Consider the following 24,129-nt stretch of genomic DNA (forward strand, 5'->3'; position numbering starts at 1 on the left):
GTAATGGGTAATTGGTAAAATTCTCACCTATTCTCTGTCACCTGTCACCTGTTATATACTTGAAACGGCTTAATTGTTTAATTCTATAGGTAAGGGTTTAGCAGTGCTAAACCCCTACACATACAGGTTTTTCGTAACTTTCCTACAAACTCACTTTTTCACCAGGTTTAGCTGCAATGACTCTTGTATCTAAATTTTGCTGTTCTAATAAAGTTTGAAATTCTTCAACACTGCCATTAGCTTGGATAAAATTGTTTAAAACTCCCTCAAATTCCACATCTCCACCAGCAGCAGTAGGAAGCATAATTTGCGGTTTTAACCACTTAGCAACTTCTAAAGCACTATTCATCCCTTTAATAATTGGACCGAGTAAAGGCAAGTTTAAACCAACAATTGGTGTAATGATTACATCTACTGATTCAAGTTGTTTAAGTTGAGGAGAATGATTTCCATGAGGTTCATAATATAGAGTTGAACCACTAACTAAATCTTTGAGAAGATAACCATTTTCCAACAAAGTAGGGCCAAGTTGAGAACCAGGAATAGCTTTAATTTCTACTTGATTATTTAAAGTAAAATTTTCACCATGATTGAGAATAGTAATCTTGGTATAACCTAACTTTTCTACTACTTTAGCAGCATTAGGAGAAGCAACCACAGGAATATTTTTCTCAAGCAGCTTGAGAGTTGGAGGGTGAGCATGATCTTCCAAACCCTGAGATAACAAAATTAAGTCAATATTTGTTGGTATTTCTCGATCCTGCAATCTTGAACCTTTAAACAACCAATCTAAATTACCAAAAGTTAAAGCATCAACTAACCAAGGATCTAAAAGTATCCGCTGTTCAGCAATTTCTATCAGCCAACTATTGCTGTCTAACCAAGTAAGGTACATAACTAATAACTTAGTAACATTAACATCTATTCCTATTATTAATTGATTAATTACGAATTACAAATTACAAATTTTAATCTATAAACTATAAATTACGAATTATCCTTTGCATCCAACATCTGTAGCAGTTTCTCCACATTATCCAAATCACCCACTATTCGCCTGACTGGATGAGGCCAAACTTTCACTAAAGTGGGAGTAGCCGAAACTTGATTTATTTCCGCCTGTTCAGGATGTGTTAAAACATCAATTACCTTGAGAGTATAGGGATAACCTAGCGATCGCTCTAATAAATCTTGTAAATTTTCTAAACTCCGCTCAGTAGTCATACTATGACCTGCCACAAATAAACGCAAGACATAGCCCTGATTTGTCATTGTTTCCGGCTGTGATTTTAACCTTGGGGGCTGGTATTTTGCCCAACTATCTTTCGCGTCCAAACGCACAATTAAATCATGGTCTTCCCATAACTGAGGAAAGGAAGAACGATAAGTAGCCAATACCATTTGATCACACATTCCTTCTTGCCAAGGAGCTGCTTGCCAGACCAAATTACCTGTATCAAATATTGCGCTAAGTAACGGCTGATAACGCATTACAGTAGGATAAGCTTCCGCAAAAGTTTGGATTTCTTGGGTACGCGGATTTAACCAATGATCAATAGTTGCCGTGTAACAAGGTACTAAAAAATGTGGTGGCTCTGATAAGTCTAGTATCTCTTGCAAAGCAACACACAAATGTAAATGCCAACGGCCTTTTTTACTATGGTCAATACAATAAATTAAATCTCCTCCAGGAGTAAACAAAGCTATTCCTTTAAACAACTGGGATTGAGACACTTGATCTGTAGATAAATTAGTCATCAAAGTTTGTGAACTGGTGACTGGTCATTGGTGACTGGGAAATTTTCCCAATTACCAATTACCAATTACCAATTAAACACGACCTCTGAGGAATTGCATCATTTCATTAGGAGTTGGTGACATTTCTATGGCCACTTCTTCAGTAATACGACCTTCTTGATAGAGATTGAATAGAGACTGATTCATGGTAATCATGCCATCAAAACCAGCTTGTTTCATCAACTCACTAATGTCATCATATTTACCGTCTTTAATCCATTCCCTTACAGCATCAGTATTAATGAGGATATCGTGGAAAGCAGCCCGTTTACCATCAGTAGTACGGCACAAACCCTGAGCAATTACCGCCACCAAAGACTCAGAAACAGCCACCCGCATAGCGTCTTGTTCGTCCCCTGAGTAGAGATTGAGAATCCGTTCAATGGTTTTTACAGCACTATTGGTGTGTAGAGTTCCCATCACCAAGTGACCAGTTTGCGCCGCTTTGAGCGCCGTATTCACAGTTTCTTTATCCCGCATTTCCCCCACCAGAATTAAATCTGGATCTTCCCGCAAAGCTGCTTTGAGAGCATTATCAAACTTACGGGTGTGCATTCCCACTTCCCGCTGTTTGATTAAAGACTTACGGCTTTGGTGAACAAATTCAATGGGATCTTCAATAGTAATAATATGCTTAGGCATTTCTCTATTGATGTAGTCCACCATCGCAGCCATAGTTGTAGATTTACCAGAACCAGTAGGACCAGTCACCAAAATTAACCCTTTGTGATAATGGCAGACATCCCGAAAAACAGGTGGTAATCTCAATTGATCCATTGACAAAATTTTCAGCGGTATCAAACGCAAGACCATTGCATAGCCTTTGAGGGAGTCAAAAACATTGATCCGTATACGGGCAAACTCATACTGAGTCGCACCGTCAAATTCTAGATTGTCTTGAAAATGTTGGATTTCTGAATCGGTTAATATTTCTCGCAACCAACCGATAAAAGTTTGTTTATCAGTTTCTGGATAATTCGTGGTTTGCATTTCTCCTCGGTTACGGAAACGGGGTATTTCTCCCACACCCACATGAATATCAGAATATCCTTGATCAAATGCTTCTTGTGCTAACTCGGCTAAAGTCAATCCCGGAGGTTGTTTAGCAATAGTAGCAGTTACAGGCGGCATTGGTGGTGGTGCGATTCCAGGACGTTGACCTGTTGGTGGTGGTGGTGCTGGTGGACGCTGACCTGTTGGTGGTGGTGGTGGTACTGGTGGACGCTGACCTGTTGGTGGTGGTGGTGCTGGTGGTGTATTAATACCTGAATTAACTCTTGTTTCTCCTTCCGAGGATATCTGTAATGTTTGTGTTGTTTGGCGTTGATTCGTAGACAGTGGAGGTTGTGCTGGTATATTACGGGATTGTGATTCTGTCATATATCCTCGATTTGGGTAGATAGTTCCAAAAAACATAGACAAATATCTCATGCCTTTCGTTGGCCGGGAATAACCCCGACGGGGCGGACTACAACGCCCTCTATCCCTAGACTAAATGCTGTCGGGACTACTTTTCGTAAAATATTCAAACTACCATTGACATCAGCATGAATCAATAAACCATTACCTGTTTGATAAAACTTAGTTCTGATTCTGCGACCACTAAATTTTACACTGAGCTTAGTCGAAGTGTTCACTTCTTTCGAGTCAACTTTGCCATAAGTAGGAATAGGATCTTGGTCTAAAAAAGAAGCTACACTAGTGTAAGACTCCTCAGAGACCAATACATTTATCCCCACTAATTTCGCTTTATAACTCAACTGATGTACAAATCGAGTATGGGGAATACAAACAAAGTTTTGATTATTTCTACTGCCCAAATTCACATTCTGTTTCCACAAGGAATTTTGACCTATTACTAAAGTTCCAATCCCACACTTTACTAAATGGTCAATAATTAAGCGACTGGCTTTATGCAGATAATCATCAACTTGAAAATTCCGTTTTTTAGTTAAACTTTGTAGTCGTTTAGATGTCTTTTGATGATTTGGTAGTAAAGATTGTAATTGAGCTTTTCTTTGATTGTAATAACGATTAATTGATTTGATAATCCGCCCGGAAACCAGAACTGGTGTAAATCCCGGCTGGTTTGATGTTAAAGTTGCTAGATTATCTATGCCTAAATCAATCGCTGCTATGGAATTAGGGTCTAAACCATAATCTGTTTCCTCTTTTTCATAGACAACTTCTACTACATAATGGTCAATCTTGGGGACAATTCTTACTTGATTTAGATAACAATAATCTACTTTTGTAGGAATGCAAATCTGTGTTTGTGACAGATGAATCAACCCAGATTTCATTTTGGGTTTACTCACTGCTTGGGCTGTATAAACTAATAAATGTCTACCTTTTTCTTTGTGTTTATATTTAGGTAATTTCGGTCTACCTAAAAATTTGGATTTATCTTCTGCATAAGCTTTAATTGCTGCAAAAAAACTTAACCAGTTGCGATGTAATCCTAATAATACTTGTTGGGCAACTTTGGCTGGTAAGGCCTGGTATGGTTCTGTCCCTTTTAATTGTTTTGCTAAACAATTGTAATCGAGGTATTTTTGAGCAAAGATGAAACTTTGGCGAATGTGAAAGTTAGCATAATTGTAGAGGTTTTTGGCAGCAAAACACAATTTATCAATCTCCTGATAATGGGGATGATTTCTTTGAATGATATGCCGCTCGACTACTTGCATACACTAACTGGTTTCTATGAATATTCGCCCATATATACTAACATATCTTCGGGCTGATAATGCACAAAATTCTTGCTCAGTTCTCTTTGCACAAGAAAAGCTGTATAAGTGATTTTAGCTGACTTGTCTGTGATTAATGACTAGACATGACTATATTTGTCTATAAATTCGGCGAAGTTTACCAATACTGTTCCCGTAGCTTGGCGTAGCCATAAAGGCTTTTTAACAGCAAAATCCACAAAACTATAGTTTTTCTAGTTTTGGCTGACAATTATGAGAACCTACTATATTTTTAATAAGAAATGTTAAGCAAAGAAGAGGATAGATTTTGGGGATCAATTTTTAGCTGTTCTGTTCATAAGGGTATAATCCTCAAGAGGTATTGTCTACCAGGAATGACTAATTAGATATGAATTGAAATTGATATTCATAAGTTAAAAAATTAAGTGTAAAGTTTAGTAAAGAAATGCTCATTTTTTTCTATGGTTTCTATATACTGGATTTCACTGAGATAAATTCAGTTAGCTCGCAAACAACGAGAAGTAACTGAGAAGTAACATATAAACTTTGCTGTGTAATTCGGAGGAAAAGTCATGGTTTCGGCTCAAAGCTCTAATCAAGGAAAGACCTACTCCATGTTAATGATTAAAAGTTTTTTAATCTGGACTTTCACATTGGCGGTATGTCTGCTAGTTGTTGGATTTCCACTGGTAGTAGTCATGGCTACGGTCGGATGTTTATTGTCAATTGTTCTACAATCAGTAATGCCCGTGAGTGCAGTTTTACTGGTAGCAGGTGGTCTAATAATGTTCAACGTAATGACAGTTATGATCGTGGCTGGTGTACTAACTGCTAAAGGAGTTCATCCTAAAGAAGTCAAATGGTTAAGCTGGCTACATGGTGAAGCTGAAAAAGCACAAACCACTGTTTATGCTGCTTGCCCCTTAACTTGTGAACTCAAATAATAAATACTGCTAAATTAGATAAACAGTGCATCTGCCCGGTTAAACCGGGTTTTTTCATTTTTGAAAGACAGAGGGAATAGGTGACAGGTGACAGGTGACAGGTGACAGTAAATAGTTATATCCTGAATGACTAATGACTAATGAAATGACTAGGGAATAGGTGACAGGTGACAGGTGACAGTAAATAGTTATATCCTGAATGACTAATGACTAATGAAATGACTAGGGAATAGGTGACACGTGACAGGTGACAGTAAATAGTTATATCCTGAATGACCAATGACTAATGACTAATGAAATGACTAATGACTAATGACTAAAAAAATTGGCATTATTTTAGGTACTCGTCCAGAAGCGATTAAACTAGCTCCGGTAATTCAAGTTTTCCAAAGTTCTCCAGAATTAGAAGTGCAGGTAATTCTCACAGGACAACACAAGGAGATGGTAGAACAGGTAATGCAATTGTTTAATCTCCAGGCAGATCATAATTTAGAGATTATGCAGCCTAAACAATCCTTGAATGATATTACTTGCCGGAGTTTACAAGGTTTAGAAACTTTATTTAGAAAACTAAATTTAGATTTAGTCATAGTTCAGGGAGATACTACAACCGCTTTTGCGGCAGCTTTAGCAGCTTTCTATCAAAAAATACCCGTCGCTCACGTGGAAGCGGGGTTAAGAACCGATGATTTATTTAATCCTTATCCTGAAGAAGCCAATAGAAGATTAATTTCTCAAATTACACAATTACATTTTGCCCCTACTTCCCTAGCTGTGGAAAATTTACAAGCTTCTGGGGTGTTGGGAGAAATTCACCTCACAGGAAATACTGTAATTGATGCTTTGTTAAATGTAGCTGCAACTAACCCAGCTTGTGATGTACCAGGTTTAAATTGGGAAAAATATCGCACCATATTAGCTACAGTACATCGCCGGGAAAATTGGGGTGAACCCTTGCAAGCGATCGCCCAAGGATTTTTACAGATTTTAGATAAATTTCCTGACACAGCTTTATTATTGCCTCTACATAGAAACCCCACAGTTAGAGAACCTCTACAGCAATTATTGGGTAAACATCCAAGAGTATTTTTGACAGAACCATTAGATTATGCCGAGTTAGTAGGAGCAATTGGGCGATCGCATCTATTATTAACAGACTCCGGTGGGTTACAAGAAGAAGCCCCCAGTCTAGGTAAACCTGTGTTAGTTCTCAGAGACACCACAGAAAGACCAGAGGCCGTCACTGCTGGAACAGCTAAATTAATAGGAACTCAAACAGAAACTATTGTTAATTCTGCCAGTGAGTTACTTAGTAACCCACAAGCATACACCACCATGGCTAATGCTATTAACCCTTTTGGTGATGGTCAAGCAGCAAAACGGATCTTAGAAATTGTCAACAATTACACCAGAATTCAGGAGTAATAGGTAATAGGTGATCAATCATTTACTGTCACCTGTCACCTGTCACCTGTCACCTGTCACCTCTAACTAATACCCAAAGCACTACGAGTAGCTGGACCAACTACACCATCAGCACGTAAATTATTACGGCGTTGGAAGTTGCGGACTTGGCGAGTTGTTTCTGGCCCGTAAACCCCATCAACCCTCATACCTAAAGCTCGCTGTACTGATCTGACTCGCTCACCTCTAGAACCTGGCCTCAATACCACTCGATAAGAACGGGAAACATGACGATTATGATTGGATGAATAACGTTGACCACTAATCCATCTTTCAGCAACATAATATCCTCGGTAATGCCCAGAAGTGATTTGAGCATAACCATTCCTCACATTTCCAGTTCTACCAATGTAAGTACCATTACGAACACAATTTATAGATGAATACCTTGTACTACGTCCTCTGCGAATATTTAAACAACTACCATTAGTCCTGACATATTCTGCTGAAGCTTGTTGAACTTGAGACATTGAAGCCACAAAAATGCTCACGCCTACTAAAGTTAACCAAGCTGAAGATTTAAGTAATTTTTGCCAATTAAAGTTCAAATTAGGCAAATTCAACTCCACATTAACGGGAGTTTCTTCATTAGCCATATACATATAGGAATATGCCATATATTCCATAACTTCTTGCTCCTTTATGTAAACACTTGGGATATACAAACGTATCGTCTCAATAACACTATGGTTTTAGGCTCAGGGGAAAAGGGAAATAAAAACCTTAACCCTTAGCACCATCACCTTTCTGCAAACAACTGAAAAATTACAGGCTGACAAAGTGAATAGTGTTTAAGAGTGACTTTGATAGTGACTTTGATTTTGTCTAGATTTAATCTAGATGTATTTTATACTCTGTTACTGGCTAGATTTTGCAACCTATATTACGCCCCTTCAACTGTCACATTCTCGTATTTTTGCGAAGGTAAAAAATTACCAAGTATATGAATATTATTAAATACAAAATACTCAAAACATTGATAGACAAATGCTTTGAGAAATTTTGGTTCTATGTATAAGACGAAATTGCTAGTCATAATTGTGATTAGGAGATAGGTGAAAATCAATCAAAAATCAACACTTAAACATCAAAAATTCCTGACTCCTGAACAGTGAGCAGTTAAGACAGAATTCTTGTAATTATCAAACCTCTAGTCTGGGGAAGACGAAAATTGCCAATTTGACGAGAATTGCAGAAATCTATGTGACACAATTTAGGAAAAGATTGAAAAACAAAGCTTTTTAGCAATAATTTTCTATCTTTGAGTAGGGTTTTGAATTTATTTATTTACCTAAATCAGATATTAATAATAATCAGATTTTTGCATCTAATTTGCTAATAGTATTTTGTTTCATAAATTACAAAATACAACCATTTAAATTTGTCTATTTATCAGGGAAACTCCATGCTTTCAAAATATGAATTAGAGGAAGAAATTACTACTGTTTTAGGTGAACATCTTTCAGAAAAATCACTTCAGAAATGCCTGTCAGAACTAGAAATATTACAACCCACACCAGCAACTCTACTATGGGAAAAAACAGCAGCAGAAGCTGGTATTTACATTATTCTTGAAGGTAAAGTGAGAATCCTGGATGAATCTGATGATTTAATCACTACACTTTCAGTCGGAGAATCCTATGGTGAAATGAGTCTATTTCCTGAACAAGACTTTAAATATTACATTGCCAAAGCTTCTACAGATTTAAAACTATGCTATTTAAAAGGTGATTTGTTAAGTGAGATAATTAGAGAAGATCCAAAAATTGGTAACTATATCAAATCCCGTGCAGAACTTTGGGATCTGTTGCTGTTATGTCGCCAAACTTCAAAATTCCCACGTCATTCATCACAATTTTCAGGGATGCTCAAAGCTGTATCCTTATTTGAACGTTATCAGTTCAACCCAGGGGAAAAAGTGCCGATCATCAAGGATTCTAAGCTCTGGTTATTGTACCGTGGTCAATTACTAGATTCCCAGGGTAAAAGTTTAGAACCAGGGGAAATTTATACTCAAATAAAACAAAATAATTTACAGGTAAAACAACCAACAATTGCTTATATTCTCAAAGATACAGATTTGCAAACAGCCTTAAATTTATGTGAAGATTTGGGAGTATTTTTCCCAGAGAATCAATTAGATATAAATAAACTTTTATTATCTAAAAATCCGCCAAAAACCATTAATCGTCAAAAATATATCTCCGCTAAAAAAAAATACCCAATCGCTAAAATTATTCCCTTTCCCCAGAAAGAATCCCAATCAACAGCAAAGCCGAAAAAATCACTTCCTTACTTTCCCAGTCCGAAACTAAAAATCGGTCATTGGTGGGGACGGTTCACAAAAACTTATCCTTTCTATGCTCAACAGAGTTCCTCTGACTGTGGTGCTGCTTGTATGGTGATGATTGGTAAGTATTGGGGCAAATACTTTAGCGTTAATCGTGTACGGGATATGACCAATGTTGGTCGTAGTGGTGCTTCTTTAAGTGCGATCGCCACAGCAGCAGAAAACTTTGGTTTTGCCACCCGTCCAGTCAAAGCCACCTTAGATAAGTTTGCAGAGCAATCTCTACCGGCGATCGCACATTGGGAAGGCAATCACTTTATCGTCGTCTATGAGATTAACAAAAAACAAGTGATTGTCGGTGATCCAGCCGTAGGTCAAAGAAAACTGACCCGTAAAGAATTTGCAGTCGGTTGGACAGGCTATGCACTACTTATACAGCCTACATCCCTAATTAAAAATACCGAAAATCAGGATGTTGGTTTGTGGAAGTTTTTTGAACTCATCAAACCCCACCATAAGGTACTGCTGGAAATCTTAATTGCTTCAGTGGTCATGCAGTTATTTGGACTGGTGACACCTGTTTTCACTCAGTTGTTACTAGACCGAGTTTTGGTGCAGCGCAGTCTTGCCACCTTAAACGCCATTGGTTTAGGGATGATTATTTTTGGGTTGTTTAACATTGCCATGAACGCAGTGCGGTCATATCTACTCGTCCACACAGCCAATCGCATTAGCATCTCTATGGTGGTAGGTTTTATCAAGCATACCTTCCGTCTGCCTCTTTCCTATTTTGAGTCCCGTTATGTTGGTGATATCACCTCCCGCATCTCGGAAAACCAGAAAATTCAGAGCTTCTTAACTGGTCAAAGTTTGTCAATCATCCTGGATATGCTGACATTAGTGATCTATCTGAGCCTGATGTTTTGGTATAGCTGGAAAATGGCCTTATTTGTGCTAATGACAGTACCACCATTTTTCATTCTGGCATTGGCTAGTACAGGTATTTTGCGTCGCATCTCCAGAGAGATTTTTAATGCTGGGGCTGAACAAAGAAGCTATCTGATTGAATCCCTGACAGGAATTCGTACTGTCCGTTCATTGGCAATTGAACAAACTGTCCGTTGGCGTTGGGAAGAATTGCTGAATAATGTGGTCAAAAAAGGCTTTAATGCTCAGATCATTGGAATTCGCCTCTCAATCATTAGTGGTGGCATTCACACCTTTACCAGTACAGCATTAATGTGGTTTGGAGCCTGGCAAGTAATTCAAGGGGAACTCACCGTTGGCCAATTAGTGGCTTTTAATCTGTTGGTGGGTAAAGTCTTGGGTCCGTTCCAAAGGTTTTCACAACTGTGGAATCAATTCCAAGAAATCCTGATTTCTGTTGAACGCCTTAATGATGTCCTAGAAGCAGAACCTGAAGAAGATTTACACCTTAAACCTCGCAAAACCCTGGGTACGCTAGGCGGTCATATTCGCTTTGAGAATGTTACCTTCCGTTATCACTTAGAAAGTAAAACTAACGTCCTGGAAAATATTAACTTTGAAATTCAGCCAGAACAAATGGTGGCGTTAGTGGGACGTAGTGGTTCTGGGAAAACAACTCTGAGTAAATTAATTTTGGGTTTATACCCACCGACAGATGGCAAAGTATTAATTGATGGTCATGATGTGACAAGTTTGGCTTTGCGATCGCTCCGTTCTCAAGTAGGCGTTGTAGACCAAGACACATTTCTGTTTGGTGGTACTATCCGGGAAAACATAGCCATAGCCCATCCAGAAGCTAACCTAGACGAAATTATTCAAGTCGCACAATTAGCCGGAGCAGATGAATTTATCCAGCAACAGCCCTTGGGTTACGAAACCAAAATCGGTGAAGGTGGTGGTATGCTCTCTGGCGGTCAACGTCAACGTATAGCCATAGCTAGAGCTTTGCTTGGTAATCCCCGTTTATTGTTGTTTGATGAAGCCACCAGTCATCTAGACACAGAATCAGAACGGATTATTCAGAACAATCTCAAAACTATTCTCAAAGGGCGTACAAGTGTAATTATTGCTCACCGACTTTCCACTGTTCGGAATGCAGACATAATCCTGGTTTTGGATCGGGGCATTTTGGTAGAAAGCGGTAATCATGACGAATTAATTGCTAAACAAGGACATTACTACTATCTAAATCAACAACAATTAGCTCAGGTAAGTTGAGTCTAACGCTTCGTTTAATTCGTAGCGTGCCGTTAGGCATTAGCTGAATACTGACTGAGACTTTTGAAATTGGTGGCTTATCTGCGCCGCAGTATACTAGGGATTAGGAAAATAGAATTATGCCATATCCATCTCTCAATTCTTCATCCGCACTGACAAAAGATAAAGATAATGAATATCTCAAAAACGATCAAAACACTGATATAAATATTGAGAGAAACCAGCAGACTCCAGAAGATTGTAACGACGATTTACACTATGCTACAAAAGATTTATTAGATGCCTTACCTAAATTGTGGAGTCATGGGATTTTGTATGTGCTAATAGGATTTACTATTATTGGTATACCTTGGGCTACATTATCTAAAGTAGATGAAACAGGAACTGCCAAAGGAAGAATAGAACCTCAAGGTTCAACTCAAAAATTGGACTCCCAAGCTAGTGGCAGTGTAACTTTTGTCAAGGTTAAAGAAGGTGATCTTGTTGAAACAGGACAGATTTTACTAGAACTTAATTCTGATGTTTTGCAGACAGAACTTCAGCAAATAGAGGTGAAATTATCTGGACTACTTAATCAGAAAGCACAATTGAATTTACTCAAAAATCAAATCCAGTTAACTCTCAATACTCAGGAACAACAAAATCAATCCCAAGCTTTGGAAAAACTCTCCCAAGTTAATCAGGCTCAACAAAATCTGGAGATTAAACAAGGGGTTTATAATCTACAAAGGTTGGAAAAACAATCATTAGTAAATCAAGTAAAGCAACAAATTAACACTTCCCAGAATGACAATAAATCGGCTCAAGTTCGTTTGGATATAGATTCTAAGCAAGTTAAACGGTTTAGTAATTTACTCAAAGATGGTGCTGTCTCTGCAACTCAAATTGATGAACTGATCAAACAAGAACAAGAAAGTAAACGAGTTTATGAAAAGACAAAATCTGACATTGAACAAACCAAATTTCGCTTAACTGAAGAACAAAGCCGTTATCAAACAACAGTGAATCAATTGCAAGCTGATATTGAACAAGCAAAACTACAACTGCAAGAAGCAGAAAATAGTTATCAAAGTTCAGTACAAGCTGGTAAACTGGCAATTCTTAAAACTCAAGAACAACTCAAAGATATAGAAACACAAATTACTACATTACAATCACAAATTGCCCAAACTAAAAGCCAAATTACATCCATAAATATCCAATTACAACAGCGTATAGTGCGATCGCCTATTAATGGCATAATTTTTGAATTACCCATCACGAAACCAGGTGCTGTAATCCAATCTGGTCAAAGGATTGCCCAAATAGCACCAAAAAATGCCAACTTGATTCTTAAAGCCCAAATGCCTAGCCAAGACAGTGGCTTTTTGAAGTTAGGAATGCCAGTTAAAGTTAAATTTGATGCCTATCCCTTCCAAGAATATGGCATAGTTCCAGGTCAAGTTACGTGGATATCTCCTGACGCGAAAGTTAACCAAACACCTCAAGGTAACATTGGCATTTATGAGTTAGAAATCACCTTAGAACAACAATATATTCAAAATGGCAATAAACGTATTATCTTAACTGCTGGTCAGACAGCAACTGCTGAGGTTATCATTCGTCAAAGACGCATCATTGATTTTGTTTTAGACCCCTTTAAAAAACTGCAAAAAAACGGTTTAGAACTTTAATTAAATAGAGCTAAATATTTACCCAATTAATAAATTCTACCGCTACATCAAGAGCAAAATTATTATATGCACCCCATTGAATTGATGAGAAAATATGGCTGGTCTTACCAGGACTTAGCCGCACAGTTTGGAGTCTCAGAAGCTGAAGCCAGACGATGGGCATTTAGAAAAACTGCCAGCAACTATCGAAATCCGCCATCAATGGCTTACAAACTAGCAGAAAGAATTGATAAGGAATTATCAAATACATCTGCATCTGCATAGTACCATTGTTACTACCAAAGTGACCTAGACCCTGCTGTAAAGTGGGGTTTTAATAAGGAAATAATGTAATTAATGTTTTTACTTAGTTTGATCTAATTTCTAGTTCAGGAATAGTCTATGGAGAGATTACACCATGTCCCAAATTCTCGCTATTACCGACTCCAATATCATTCACAATATTAAACTCTCATGCCAAATTCCTGATGTATTGCAAGCAATAGCATCTCAAAAAATTATTGCCGAAGCAGCACAAGCAGCAGGTATTGAAGTTAACGAAGCAGAACTTCAGGAAGAAGGAGATAAACTACGTTTAGAAAAAAAACTCTTTAAAGCTCAAGATACATGGACATGGTTAAAAAAACACCATTTATCTGTGAAAGACTTTGAGGAAATTGTTGAGAATAATGTTCTTTCTAGGAAGTTAGCGAATCATTTATTTTCATCTGAGGTAGAAAAGTTCTTTTATGAACATAAGTTAGATTATTCTACTGCTGTCATTTATCAAGTTGTTTTTGATCATATAGACGTGGCTTTAGAAATGTTTTATGCCCTACAAGAAGAAGAAATTACATTTCCAGAAATAGCCCGTTTATATATCCAAGAACCAGAACTTCGTCGTGCTTATGGATATCAAGGAGTTCAATATCATAAAGATTTGCGACCAGAGATTGCAGCGGCTGTATTTGCAAGTTCTCCTCCAGGGATTCTCAAGCCAATTACGACACCCAAAGGTGTGTATTTAGTTTGGGTTGAGGAAGTTATTCAACCACAATTAGATAAACAGTTACGGGAGAAAATCATAAATGAATTGTTTGCTGAGTGGTTAAAAAAAGAAGTTGATTTTTTAAACATAGCAACTCAGTTAGATGTGGAGGCAATTCAACCACAAGATGAACTGTTAAGCCAGGCTTGATGCAGTTAATAAAAAAGTGTAAATTAGCTGTTTAAATTAGCAGTATTTCGTGCAATTGATCATCTCTTGATTTATCAAAAAAGATGATTATTTTGAATCTAACAAAATATTTATTAACAGGCTAAATTTATGAGATAGTAATATAAAAAAATAATCTTATGATCCTGAAATCTTTGTATAGCAAGGATAAATAAGCTATCTAAACAATAAAAATTAAGTATTAACTTAATAGCTGGCAGTAATAAAATTAATTTTTACTGCCATTTTTTGCTGTTTATAAAATGGTGTACTTGTATTATTATTTAATCTAATTTTTCCGAAATATATAATTTGTTTTTTGTCAATAAAAATCAGAAAAAGTGTTGACTTTTTAAATGACTGAATCTATATTAGAAATGTGAGCAGGAAAGAAAAAAATGCTCACAAAAAAATCCCAAATAAAGATTAGTTTATCAGGAGAAAAACAATGATTATCAACGATCTAAACTACTTAGAAATCGCTACTGAAGAAGTTGTTGGTGGCTGGGGCTACACACCTGGTTTTAGCTACGAGAAAGAGTTAGATATCGAAGTTGAGACAGAAATCAAATTCGATACAGAAATTGACTTCAAGAAAAACTATAATGCTGATATCAAGATTGACTCTGATGCAGACATTAAAGGAAACATTGCTACTCTCACTTTTGACGTTGAAGCTATCGGTAAGGATACTCTTGCAGAAGTAGATGTGGCTGTACTAGCAGTTGAGAATAAGCTATCCAGCGTTACCGGTTCCATGATATCTGCTGTTAACTAATCAGCAACCAAAAAATAATTGTTACCCAAAAAAGGGTGACAACAAATGAATCTTCGCGAAGTTTATAATGTTGAGCCTGCTTAATACTAGTAATTAGGCAGGCTTTATCTAAAAACCCATAGCTAGTCTGCAAAAAAGTTATGTGTTTAAATATGAAAGTTATGAGTTTTGTAAATGCAGACAGATTAATTAAAAAAATTTGCAAATATGGTTAATTATTATGCAAGTTAGTCTAATTAACAACTTAGAAAAATTTCAACAACTTAGAACCGATTGGGAAGCTATTTACGAAGCTGATCCCCAGGCTCAATTTTTCTTATCCTGGATTTGGTTCTATGAATGGTTTCAGATTAAAGGGAAAGGCGATTCATGGTTCGTGTTAGCTGCTAAACCCGATCATAATTCATCCTATGCTGCTTTTTTCCCTTTGAGAATGAAAACGAATCAAGAGGATGGGGATAAAGTTTGCGATGAATTGTACATGGGTGGTAATAGCATGGCAGATTATACAGGATTGATTTGTCTGCCGGAATATGAAGAAGAGACAATTCATGCTTTTGCAACTTATATACAAGAAAATTTAGAATGGTTAGAATGGTCTAATTTTCATTTCAAAAATATTTTAGAAACAGATCAGCGGATGCTTCTGCTTGCTAAAACTCTTGCTAATAATGATTTTGAAATATATCAATATCATTTTCAAAATAAGCAAGATAATACTAATAATTATTGTTGTCCTTACATTCCTTTGCCTGAAGATTGGGAGCAGTATCTGCAAAATTATTTGAGTGCAAATACTCGCCAAAAATTCAGACGTTTTCTCAGGAAGATTGATAACTCAGATGAATTCAAGATTACCCATGTCAATGCAGATAATCTGGAACAACATCTTCAGATACTGTTAGATTTATGGCAATTTCGATGGAGAAACCGCAAGGGAGAGGAAGCAACGGAATTATTTCTCAAGTTCATCAATCATATGTTACGTCGTTGTTTCCATCATAATTGCCTATATCTTCCTGTTTTATGGCAAGGAGATGTTCCTCTAGCAGCCATAGCTAATTTTATTGATGCTAATAAAAAAAGTTTTTTGTTTTATATAGCTGGTCGTGATGATACAGTGAATAATCCTCCCCCAGGGATTGTCCTCCATACCTATAGTATTCGATATGCTATTCAAAATGGATTTAAGATTTACGATTTTCTGAGAGGGGATGAGGATTATAAATTTTCTTTTGCTCCCGAAACACGCTTGATCAAACACATACTACTCAAGCGCAAAAATGTAAATTCTCAACAAATAAATTCTGGTTTGAAAGGCATTTCAACAGCCCTTCAGTTTGCAGTTCAATATCATCAGTCCAATAGCTTAAAGGAAGCTGAAAAGTGTTATTCTTACGTTCTCAAAGTACAAAATAATTATCCAGATGCATTATATGGGATGAGTTTAATAGCTCGGCAGAAAGGTAATTTTCAAGAAGCTGAAAAGTTCTTGAATACAATCTTGCAATTTCAACCAGAATCTGCTAAAACTTGGTTTAGTTTAGGCAACTTATATCAAGCTCAAACTCAATTTCAACAAGCAGAGTCGGCTTATAAAAAAGCCATTACCTTGCAACCAGATTCAGCTTCTATTTACAACAACCTTGGCTATACTTTGCAACAACAAAGTAAATTTGATCAGGCAGTTAGTTGCTATCAAAATGCTCTAAATGTGCAGCCAAACTGCCTTGAAGCCTATGTCAATTTAGGTAATCTACTTCATACTCAAGGAAAACTTTCCTCAGATCAACAAATTCATTGTGGGAAGTTAAATCAAAAATTGGGTTTTAGTCGCAAAAAAGCAGGAGATTTGTCAACTGCGGTAGCTTACTATCAACAGGCAATTTTGCTTTTAGGATCCACACAAAGCACAAATGCTAATTATGACCAATGTGTAGCTCTACAAACACAAGGTGAGTTAAAAGAAGCGATCGCTTGCTATGAAAAAGTCCTGGAATCCAATCCCCATTATGCCCCGGACGTAAAAGCTTAAACGAGTTTTACACAGGCATAGATGAATAGATTGTTTTAAAACTCATTTCAATACAAAACCACCCTCATAACGTCCACTTTTTGTAATCTTTAAAATTGTAGGAGATAAATCAGATGGCTTTTAGAAGAGGAACCAACGGAAATGATAACCTCCTGGGTACTATTGGTGCTGACACTATTTTAGGTCGTGCTGGAAATGACATTTTGACGGGATTGGGTGGAGCAGACCTGATCAGAGGAGACGATGGAGATGACATCATCTCAGGAGACCAACCAGTTAACCCCCAGACTGGTCAGGAGTCTGCTGAAGCCGCTGATGATGGTGACGATCAACTTTTTGGCGGCGATGGCAACGATAGTATTGTGGGGGGAGGTGGTAATGACCTTCTTGATGGCGGAAATGATGACGATCTTCTAATTGGGGGTAGTGGCAATGATACCCTTCTTGGAGGTAGTAATAGTCGAGATCCTATAACTAGAGAGTTTATTGGTGGCGATACTCTTGTTGGCGGTGCAGGAGATGACCTACTTCTCGGTGGTTTTGGTGATGATATCCTTGATGGAGGTGCAGATAATGACCTGCTTGATGGGGGCATTGGTGATGACTTAATTTTGGCAGGTTCTGGTGATGATGACATACTAGGAGGTCTTGGTAATGACACTATTGCCGGAGAAGGTGGTAATGACTTTATTACAACTTCAGATGGTGACGATGTAATTTATGGAGACATCTGGAATAGGGTGTTAGGCCCTGACGGTAATGACGATATCCTTGCAGGTGCAGGAAATGACACTGTCTATGGTGGCGGTGGTAGTGACACCATCAGAGGGGGTCTTGGTGATGATGTTATTGATGGAGGGGATAACAGACCTGCGGGATCGAATCCTTTCGGGTTAGCTCTGAGAGACTTAAACGGTAACGACGAGTTATTCGGAAATGAAGGGAATGATACTCTTGTCGGCGGTTTCGGCAATGACACCCTCTTTGGTGGCGGTACTCAAGCAGGTGAGATAGATTTATTAAGAGGTGGTGTCATCATCAATGGTTTGGGAACACTCAGAGATGGTGATTCGGACGTGTTTGTGCTGGGAACAGAGAATAGTATTTTTTATGCTGGTGGTGCTGGCACTTTGGGCTTAAATGATCGCGCGATTATTTCTGACTTCGAGAAGGGTATTGATAAAATTCAGGTGAACATTTCACTAGGGCTAAGTCTAGATACTACCTTGTTATCTGGCAATACATTAATTTTCGTGAATGGTGGTACTGAAATCATTGGGCAGGTAGTAGGTGTCACCAATCTCGATGCTTCTGATTTTATCCTTCTATAAAGATTCTCAGGATTCAGGATACCGAATGTGGAATATGAGCTATTACCCAGCTAAATTTTATAATCCTAAAATAGTGAAGTCTTGCTTGTAGTGTGGGCATCCTTGGACTGAGCTTGTTAAAGTCTTGACCGCTAGACGCTAGACTTATACAAGTTAAATGCACAGCAGCATAGCAGGAAACAGGAAATAGTCAAAGAGACAAATTTTCTTCTTCCTTTTTCCTGACTCCTTACTAAAGAGTGAAAATCTTTGGCTACCGTGAAAGAAACTGACTAAATTATCTTGTAAGGTGAGCAGTTCCACCTTACTACAAAATTATTGCAGCAGTTTTCACATATAGCAGGTGATAGCTGACAGAGCTAAAAGCTTTTATTTTTTTAATCCCAATTCTGTATCAAGATTATTATCAGATTCATCCGTTATAAAATCAGGTATAAACTCTTTTTTTAATCGTTTGAAAAACGGGATAGAGCTATTTTTTGTCTTGTTTTTCAATGGTGAGATATTATTAATATACAGTCCAAAAACACCCAAATATATTAGAGAGTGCTTGCTGAAAAAGTCAAAGAACTTGATTTTCTAGCATAATTAATATAAAAAAATAAAATAAGTGGACAATTATTTTAAATTGCCCACCAAAGATTCCCAAAATAAAGTTAGTGATTACCGGGAGAAATTCCCACTTTTTTCTAATTCATCGAGTCTTAAGTAAGGAAGTTAGACAATCATTATTCTCTTTCTTCTTTACCCTTACTCTGATTTGTTTAATTTATCCAATCAACCATCACAACCAGAGTGACCATGAATTGCTATCGAGTTATGGTTAAACAGGTAGTATCAACGCGATAAAAATATCCTAGCTAAAGGATAAATTATTGTCAAGTCACCTAGCAACAATCATAGTGATAGTAATAAAAGTATTTTTTTGAAAATATTATTTAGTAAAGATTATATTGATTAATTAAAATCTATTTCTGGTAATGATTAGCACTATTTAAAGAAGAAATATCAGCACATTGATAGAGGAAATTATATAGCCTGAATAAAGTCAATGACGATCACAACTTTTAATTTTTACTAATTTCATAAACTACATTAATTTTGCCAATTTGACTACGATAACTCATAAATTAGTGATAGTTTATCATGCAGCAGAGTAAACACCTAGTTTTAATGCAGTTGTATGGAGGGAGTTTTTTTATATTTGAATTAAAGATGATTTCCAATATCACTTCCCAGATAAAATCTGCCTAATGAGGTATTGAATTTTGGTTTTATGCACTTATGATTCTATACTTTAGCATGAGGTTATAAAACTCCAAATAAGTCTTCAAATTCTTTACTGATTCTTGATCAGGATGAGAAAAACTGGCTATGTTCAATTTGTTGTTTATGTAATTTGTACGTTGCAGATATGGCGGTTTTTAGTCAGAAAAAACCTCAAATTTTGCTTGGGTATTAAATATTTCTGACTACTATATCTACCTCAACTATATCTACCTGAATTATAGCTAGTTTGTTATTGCTCATCAAGCCATTTTAGGCTGTATGTGTCAATAATGTTTGCCTAATTTTCATGAAGTTCTCAATTACAAGGAAAATTTGATGCGATTTTTAAATTTAAACCGGGCTAAATTTACCAACAGAACTGATAAAGTCAAATCAAATAATGGAATTTTTAATCCCAAAGACTCCACTGCCAACACCTTAAATGGTAATGATTGGATCATTGGTCAAACACAAGTTTCTAGTGATCTTGGTGTTGGGTTATCTGTAGATATTGCACCCGAAGATTTGGATTCTACCATCATCTCTGCTGAATTTATGGGCAGGACTAGTATTAATATTGATGGGATTAAAAACAAAGGTATTATCAATACAGGTAATGGAGCAGATAAAATAGTTGGAATTGCCAAAACTAACCTATCTGCTACTGCAAATACTGTATCTCAAGCCATAGCCCTAGTTGAAACTGTAGATACTGCCGCTATTACCAATGTTTTTGCATCTATTGAATTGAATACTACTACCGATGGGATTGATAATTCCGGTGGTGAAATTCACACTGGTCATGATAGCGATTATATTTATGGTTTTGCTGATGGTTTTATTTCCGCAATTGCCACAGCTTATGCAGATGCCTCGGCTATAGTTAATACTGATATGCCAGAAAATTTGACAGCCTTTGCAGAAGCAATAGCTATCAGTTTAGCTCAGGCAGATATCATCGCTAGAGGTATCAATAACACAAAAGGCAAAATTACCACTGGCAGCGGTCATGATACTATCATTGCTAAAGCCATCTCTGATACTGCTACTGTTGCTAATGCTGATGCTAGTGCTTTTGCTAGTGCTAATGACGAAAACCAAGCTTTGGCTCAGACTATCTTTAATGCTATTGCTCAGGTTGACGATATAGCGATCGCCATGGATAACACTAAAGGCTTGATCAATACAGGAACAGGTGATGATAAAATAAAAGCTATTGCTGAAGCTGATAACACAGCGATCGCCATTGACAACACCAAAGGTAGAATTTTCACTGGCAAGGGAGATGATACCATCATTGCCAATGCCACTGGTAGCGAATCTTTCGGCATCTTTGGCGGTTATATTGATATGGGTGATGGAGACGATAGTTTAGAAGCATCCAGTTTTGGCGGTGGTGTCAATATCAAAATGGGAAAGGGAAACGACGTTGTTTCTGGTTTTGGTAACGCCAAAGTAGATGGTGGTAAAGGTTTCGATATATTCAATTTTGGTGCTTACAACATCCAAGACTTTAGCATTAGTAGTCTAGGCACTAATGACAATCGGGTAATTTTTGAGCTAGATGGCATCACCATGATTACTACTGGATTTGAACAATTCAATTTTGCCAACAGCACTTTAACTCTAAATTTAGATCCTTTTTTAGGTTTCTAAAACCCTCGTAGAGACGTTCCATGGAACGTCTCCATAAATAATTAATTAGGATTTACCTGTAGCTTCATTTACAGCTAATTCTGAAGTTTCTATAGCTTCTTCCTGTGCTGGTAAACCATACATGGAACGATAAAGACCATCGTACTGTTTAGCAGATTCCAACCAACTGAAGTTTTCAGTCATACCCCGTTTTTGTAATTCTTGCCATTGGGGTTTAAAACGGAAACCTTCCCAGGCTCTGATCATACAGGTAAATAGGTCTAAAGGTTCATAACGATCAAAGCAATAACCTGTACCTGCGGCATTAACTGGATCATGGTGGGTGACAGTATCTACTAATCCCCCTGTACGGCGAACAATAGGAATAGAACCATAACGTAAAGCCATCATCTGACTAATACCACAAGGTTCAAAACGGCTAGGCATTAAAAACGCATCAGTTCCAGCATAGATGCGACGGGAAAGAGCGTCATTATAAAGGAGGTAGGTGGCCATTCTGCCGGGATAACGGGATGCTAACTGCCACATTTGGGTTTCGTAGTAGCGATCGCCTGTTCCCAACAACACAAATTGAGCATCTGTATAAGCCATAAAGCGGTCAAGAATCTGCAAAACCAAATCCAGACCCTTTTGTTCTACTAACCTACTTACCATCCCAATTAAGAAAGCACCAGAGTTAACTTCTAACCCCATTTCTTCCTGCAAGGCAATTTTATTAGCTTTGCGTTGATCTAAAGTATCAGTGCTGAAAGTTTGATGAATGTATTTATCAGTTGTGGGATTATAAACATCTGTATCTATACCATTGATAATCCCTGATAACTTGCTGCTAATAAAAGATAATAAACCTTCAATCTCTTCACCATAAGCAGGGGTTTTTATTTGTTCTGCATAGGTGGGAGAAACTGTATTCACCCGATCAGCAAACTGCACCGCAGCTGCCATCGTATTATGTCCCTGCATATACCAAGGACACCAAGTAATTTTCCGTAAATACCACTCCCAAGGCCCTTGATATGCCAAGTTATGAATTGTGAACACAGTCATAATATCTGGATCTTGGTGCATCCACACTGGAATCATGCCTGTATGCCAGTCGTGACAGTGGATAATTTCTGGTTTCCAGTAATTCCAAGCAAATTCTGCCGCACCATTAGCGAATAATGTAAACCGCCAGTCTTCGTCCTCCCCACCATAAATACGGCGGTTCAGAAAAGCCGGATGTCCAAATAGGTACAAGGGAACATCAGTTTTTGGGAGAACACTTTCATAAACTGAAAATTCCTGAAACATGGCAGCCCCTTTCCAAACAGGCTCTTCAGGAACTTCCATTTTATCGGGAAGAAAGCCGTAATAAGGTAGGAAAATTCGCACATCATGTCCCATTTCTCTGAGGACTTTAGGTAATGCACCCACAACATCACCCATTCCTCCGACTTTGGCAATGGGTGCAGCTTCGGCAGCAACAAATAAAATTCGCATGATAATTTTTTTTCTTAGAGGTCGTTAGTGATTGGTGACTGGTAATTGGTAATTGATGAAAATTTATCTGTCACCTGTCACCTGTACCCTATCACCTATCACCTATTACCTGTAAACTATCACCTTATGAACCGCGTTGAATTTCGGTAAATATTTTTTCTAATATTTCCGTAGCTCCTTGTTGACGCAAGTTAGTTGCTAGTTCTATTCCCAGTTTTTCCGCATCTTTGGCTAAACCAGTAACAGTGTTTTTTACCATTTGTTGACCATCTACACTAGCGACAATACCTGTGAGGGTTAAGTTATCACCACTGATTTCTGTGTTTACACCAATGGGAACTTGACAACCACCTTCTAAAGAGCGGAGGAAAGAGCGTTCTGCTAAACAGCGATCGCGGGTTTGGGTGTGTTCAATGGCTTTGAGAATGGTAATTAATTCGGCATCATCAGCACGGCATTCAATCCCTAAAGCTCCCTGGCCAACAGCATGAAGGGAAACTTCTGCTGATAAAATTTGGTGGATGCGATCGCCCATTCCTAATCTCTCTAAACCAGCTACTGCTAAAATCAAAGCGTCATATTCACCTGCATCTAACTTAGCCATACGTGTGTTCAAATTTCCGCGCACATCTTTAAAGTTAAAATGGGGGAATTTGTGCCGCAGTTGTGCCAATCTCCGCAGGGAAGAAGTACCAATTACCGCTCCTTCTGGCAGAGTTTCCAGAGTTTGTCCTTTGTATTTTTCATGGAATACCACCGCATCAGCTGGGTTTTCTCTTTCGGTAATTGTGGCTAATGTCAAACCCTCTGGTAAGTTAGTTGGCAGATCCTTGAGAGAATGAACAGCAAAGTCAACCTCTTGATTGATCATTCCCAATTCTAGTTCTTTGGTAAATAATCCTTTATCACCAATTTTCGCCAATGCTACATCCAGGATTTTGTCACCTTGAGTAGACATGGTATGAACTTCAAAATTGATGTCAGGATAACTTTTCTGAAGTTGCTCTTTTACCCAGTAAGTCTGAACTAGAGCTAGTTGGCTTTTACGTGAACCAATACGAATAGTACGAGCAGGGCTAGAAACTGATGTCATAAAATAATTTTGTCAAACCAGGCGATAAATTCACATTGATCTAGACTACCGCAGCAAGTGACTCACCGGATTGAACAAAATTCTTTACATTTGTTCATATTTCTCTCAGTCAACAGTAATTTAAAGACAGCTTAAATATAAAAATTATGATTATCATTGATATTGAGTATATTTTTATATATTGACTTTGTATTTATTTACTTATA

The 24,129-nt window shown here is 37.5% G+C and carries 17 protein-coding genes; 10 read left to right on the forward strand and 7 right to left on the reverse strand.

Annotated elements, in window-relative coordinates:
* Positions 1-142 precede the first annotated feature (142 nt).
* From WJM97_RS04775 to WJM97_RS04790, 4 genes are all read right to left on the reverse strand, one after another.
* Positions 143-895: an MBL fold metallo-hydrolase gene (locus tag WJM97_RS04775; protein WP_353931899.1), complete on the reverse strand. Its 753-nt coding sequence runs from the start codon at positions 893-895 to the stop codon at positions 143-145.
* A gap of 92 nt (positions 896-987) precedes the next feature.
* Positions 988-1,758, reverse strand: a complete 771-nt coding sequence (locus WJM97_RS04780) for a circadian clock KaiB family protein (RefSeq protein WP_353931900.1) — start codon at positions 1,756-1,758, stop codon at positions 988-990.
* 72 nt (positions 1,759-1,830) lie between these two features.
* Positions 1,831-3,177: a type IV pilus twitching motility protein PilT gene (locus tag WJM97_RS04785; RefSeq protein WP_353931901.1), complete on the reverse strand. Its 1,347-nt coding sequence runs from the start codon at positions 3,175-3,177 to the stop codon at positions 1,831-1,833.
* A 47-nt stretch (positions 3,178-3,224) separates the two neighbouring features.
* Complete coding sequence (locus WJM97_RS04790; protein WP_353931902.1) at positions 3,225-4,487, reverse strand: transposase; 1,263 nt, start codon at positions 4,485-4,487, stop codon at positions 3,225-3,227.
* Positions 4,488-5,080: 593 nt separating this feature from the next.
* Here WJM97_RS04790 and WJM97_RS04795 point away from each other — a divergent pair.
* On the forward strand, positions 5,081-5,452 hold the full coding sequence (locus WJM97_RS04795) for a hypothetical protein (protein ID WP_353931903.1): 372 nt from the start codon (positions 5,081-5,083) through the stop codon (positions 5,450-5,452).
* Positions 5,453-5,764: 312 nt separating this feature from the next.
* A complete protein-coding gene (wecB, locus tag WJM97_RS04800) occupies positions 5,765-6,877 on the forward strand; it encodes a UDP-N-acetylglucosamine 2-epimerase (non-hydrolyzing) (protein WP_353931904.1) in 1,113 nt (370 codons plus the stop codon).
* 62 nt (positions 6,878-6,939) lie between these two features.
* Here the strand turns inward: wecB and WJM97_RS04805 are convergent, their stop codons facing one another.
* Positions 6,940-7,542, reverse strand: coding sequence for a peptidoglycan-binding domain-containing protein (locus tag WJM97_RS04805; RefSeq protein WP_353931905.1), 603 nt, complete (start codon positions 7,540-7,542; stop codon positions 6,940-6,942).
* 779 nt (positions 7,543-8,321) lie between these two features.
* Here WJM97_RS04805 and WJM97_RS04810 point away from each other — a divergent pair.
* From WJM97_RS04810 to WJM97_RS04845, 8 genes are all read left to right on the forward strand, one after another.
* A complete protein-coding gene (locus WJM97_RS04810; protein WP_353931906.1) occupies positions 8,322-11,411 on the forward strand; it encodes an ABC transporter transmembrane domain-containing protein in 3,090 nt (1,029 codons plus the stop codon).
* Positions 11,412-11,530: 119 nt separating this feature from the next.
* Positions 11,531-13,084, forward strand: a complete 1,554-nt coding sequence (locus tag WJM97_RS04815) for an HlyD family efflux transporter periplasmic adaptor subunit (protein WP_353931907.1) — start codon at positions 11,531-11,533, stop codon at positions 13,082-13,084.
* Positions 13,085-13,150: 66 nt separating this feature from the next.
* Positions 13,151-13,348, forward strand: coding sequence for a hypothetical protein (locus tag WJM97_RS04820; RefSeq protein ID WP_353931908.1), 198 nt, complete (start codon positions 13,151-13,153; stop codon positions 13,346-13,348).
* Between the two features lie 133 nt (positions 13,349-13,481).
* Positions 13,482-14,261 carry a peptidylprolyl isomerase gene (locus tag WJM97_RS04825; protein WP_353931909.1) on the forward strand — a complete coding sequence of 260 codons (780 nt, stop codon included), beginning with the start codon at positions 13,482-13,484 and terminating at the stop codon, positions 14,259-14,261.
* A gap of 466 nt (positions 14,262-14,727) precedes the next feature.
* Complete coding sequence (locus WJM97_RS04830; RefSeq protein ID WP_353931910.1) at positions 14,728-15,057, forward strand: hypothetical protein; 330 nt, start codon at positions 14,728-14,730, stop codon at positions 15,055-15,057.
* A 220-nt stretch (positions 15,058-15,277) separates the two neighbouring features.
* Positions 15,278-17,092 (forward strand): GNAT family N-acetyltransferase, encoded by a 1,815-nt coding sequence (locus WJM97_RS04835; RefSeq protein WP_353931911.1) that lies wholly within the window; start codon positions 15,278-15,280, stop codon positions 17,090-17,092.
* Positions 17,093-17,205: 113 nt separating this feature from the next.
* The gene (locus tag WJM97_RS04840) at positions 17,206-18,423 is read left to right on the forward strand and encodes a calcium-binding protein (RefSeq protein WP_353931912.1); all 1,218 of its coding nucleotides are present in this window, start codon (positions 17,206-17,208) and stop codon (positions 18,421-18,423) included.
* Between the two features lie 1,605 nt (positions 18,424-20,028).
* Positions 20,029-21,348 (forward strand): hypothetical protein, encoded by a 1,320-nt coding sequence (locus WJM97_RS04845; RefSeq protein WP_353931913.1) that lies wholly within the window; start codon positions 20,029-20,031, stop codon positions 21,346-21,348.
* 45 nt (positions 21,349-21,393) lie between these two features.
* Here the strand turns inward: WJM97_RS04845 and glgA are convergent, their stop codons facing one another.
* Both glgA and hemC read right to left on the reverse strand, forming a co-directional pair.
* The gene (glgA, locus tag WJM97_RS04850; protein WP_353931914.1) at positions 21,394-22,830 is read right to left on the reverse strand and encodes a glycogen synthase GlgA; all 1,437 of its coding nucleotides are present in this window, start codon (positions 22,828-22,830) and stop codon (positions 21,394-21,396) included.
* 124 nt (positions 22,831-22,954) lie between these two features.
* Positions 22,955-23,923: a hydroxymethylbilane synthase gene (gene hemC / locus WJM97_RS04855; RefSeq protein WP_353931915.1), complete on the reverse strand. Its 969-nt coding sequence runs from the start codon at positions 23,921-23,923 to the stop codon at positions 22,955-22,957.
* Positions 23,924-24,129 lie beyond the last annotated feature (206 nt).

Source organism: Okeanomitos corallinicola TIOX110, from assembly GCF_038050375.1.
Classification (GTDB): Bacteria; Cyanobacteriota; Cyanobacteriia; order Cyanobacteriales; family Nostocaceae; genus Okeanomitos; species Okeanomitos corallinicola.

Excerpts from the sequence above, each read along its gene's own strand:
- WJM97_RS04820 (WP_353931908.1), top strand. The coding sequence starts at position 13,151 with ATGCACCCCATTGAATTGATGAGAAAATATGGCTGGTCTTACCAGGAC.
- wecB (WP_353931904.1), top strand. The coding sequence starts at position 5,765 with ATGACTAAAAAAATTGGCATTATTTTAGGTACTCGTCCAGAAGCGATT.
- WJM97_RS04825 (WP_353931909.1), top strand. The coding sequence starts at position 13,482 with ATGTCCCAAATTCTCGCTATTACCGACTCCAATATCATTCACAATATT.
- WJM97_RS04840 (WP_353931912.1), top strand. The coding sequence starts at position 17,206 with ATGGCTTTTAGAAGAGGAACCAACGGAAATGATAACCTCCTGGGTACT.
- WJM97_RS04795 (WP_353931903.1), top strand. The coding sequence starts at position 5,081 with ATGGTTTCGGCTCAAAGCTCTAATCAAGGAAAGACCTACTCCATGTTA.
- glgA (WP_353931914.1), bottom strand. The coding sequence starts at position 22,830 with ATGCGAATTTTATTTGTTGCTGCCGAAGCTGCACCCATTGCCAAAGTC.
- WJM97_RS04830 (WP_353931910.1), top strand. The coding sequence starts at position 14,728 with ATGATTATCAACGATCTAAACTACTTAGAAATCGCTACTGAAGAAGTT.
- WJM97_RS04835 (WP_353931911.1), top strand. The coding sequence starts at position 15,278 with ATGCAAGTTAGTCTAATTAACAACTTAGAAAAATTTCAACAACTTAGA.
- WJM97_RS04815 (WP_353931907.1), top strand. The coding sequence starts at position 11,531 with ATGCCATATCCATCTCTCAATTCTTCATCCGCACTGACAAAAGATAAA.
- WJM97_RS04790 (WP_353931902.1), bottom strand. The coding sequence starts at position 4,487 with ATGCAAGTAGTCGAGCGGCATATCATTCAAAGAAATCATCCCCATTAT.
- WJM97_RS04845 (WP_353931913.1), top strand. The coding sequence starts at position 20,029 with ATGCGATTTTTAAATTTAAACCGGGCTAAATTTACCAACAGAACTGAT.
- WJM97_RS04805 (WP_353931905.1), bottom strand. The coding sequence starts at position 7,542 with ATGGAATATATGGCATATTCCTATATGTATATGGCTAATGAAGAAACT.
- WJM97_RS04775 (WP_353931899.1), bottom strand. The coding sequence starts at position 895 with ATGTACCTTACTTGGTTAGACAGCAATAGTTGGCTGATAGAAATTGCT.
- WJM97_RS04780 (WP_353931900.1), bottom strand. The coding sequence starts at position 1,758 with ATGACTAATTTATCTACAGATCAAGTGTCTCAATCCCAGTTGTTTAAA.
- WJM97_RS04810 (WP_353931906.1), top strand. The coding sequence starts at position 8,322 with ATGCTTTCAAAATATGAATTAGAGGAAGAAATTACTACTGTTTTAGGT.
- WJM97_RS04785 (WP_353931901.1), bottom strand. The coding sequence starts at position 3,177 with ATGACAGAATCACAATCCCGTAATATACCAGCACAACCTCCACTGTCT.
- hemC (WP_353931915.1), bottom strand. The coding sequence starts at position 23,923 with ATGACATCAGTTTCTAGCCCTGCTCGTACTATTCGTATTGGTTCACGT.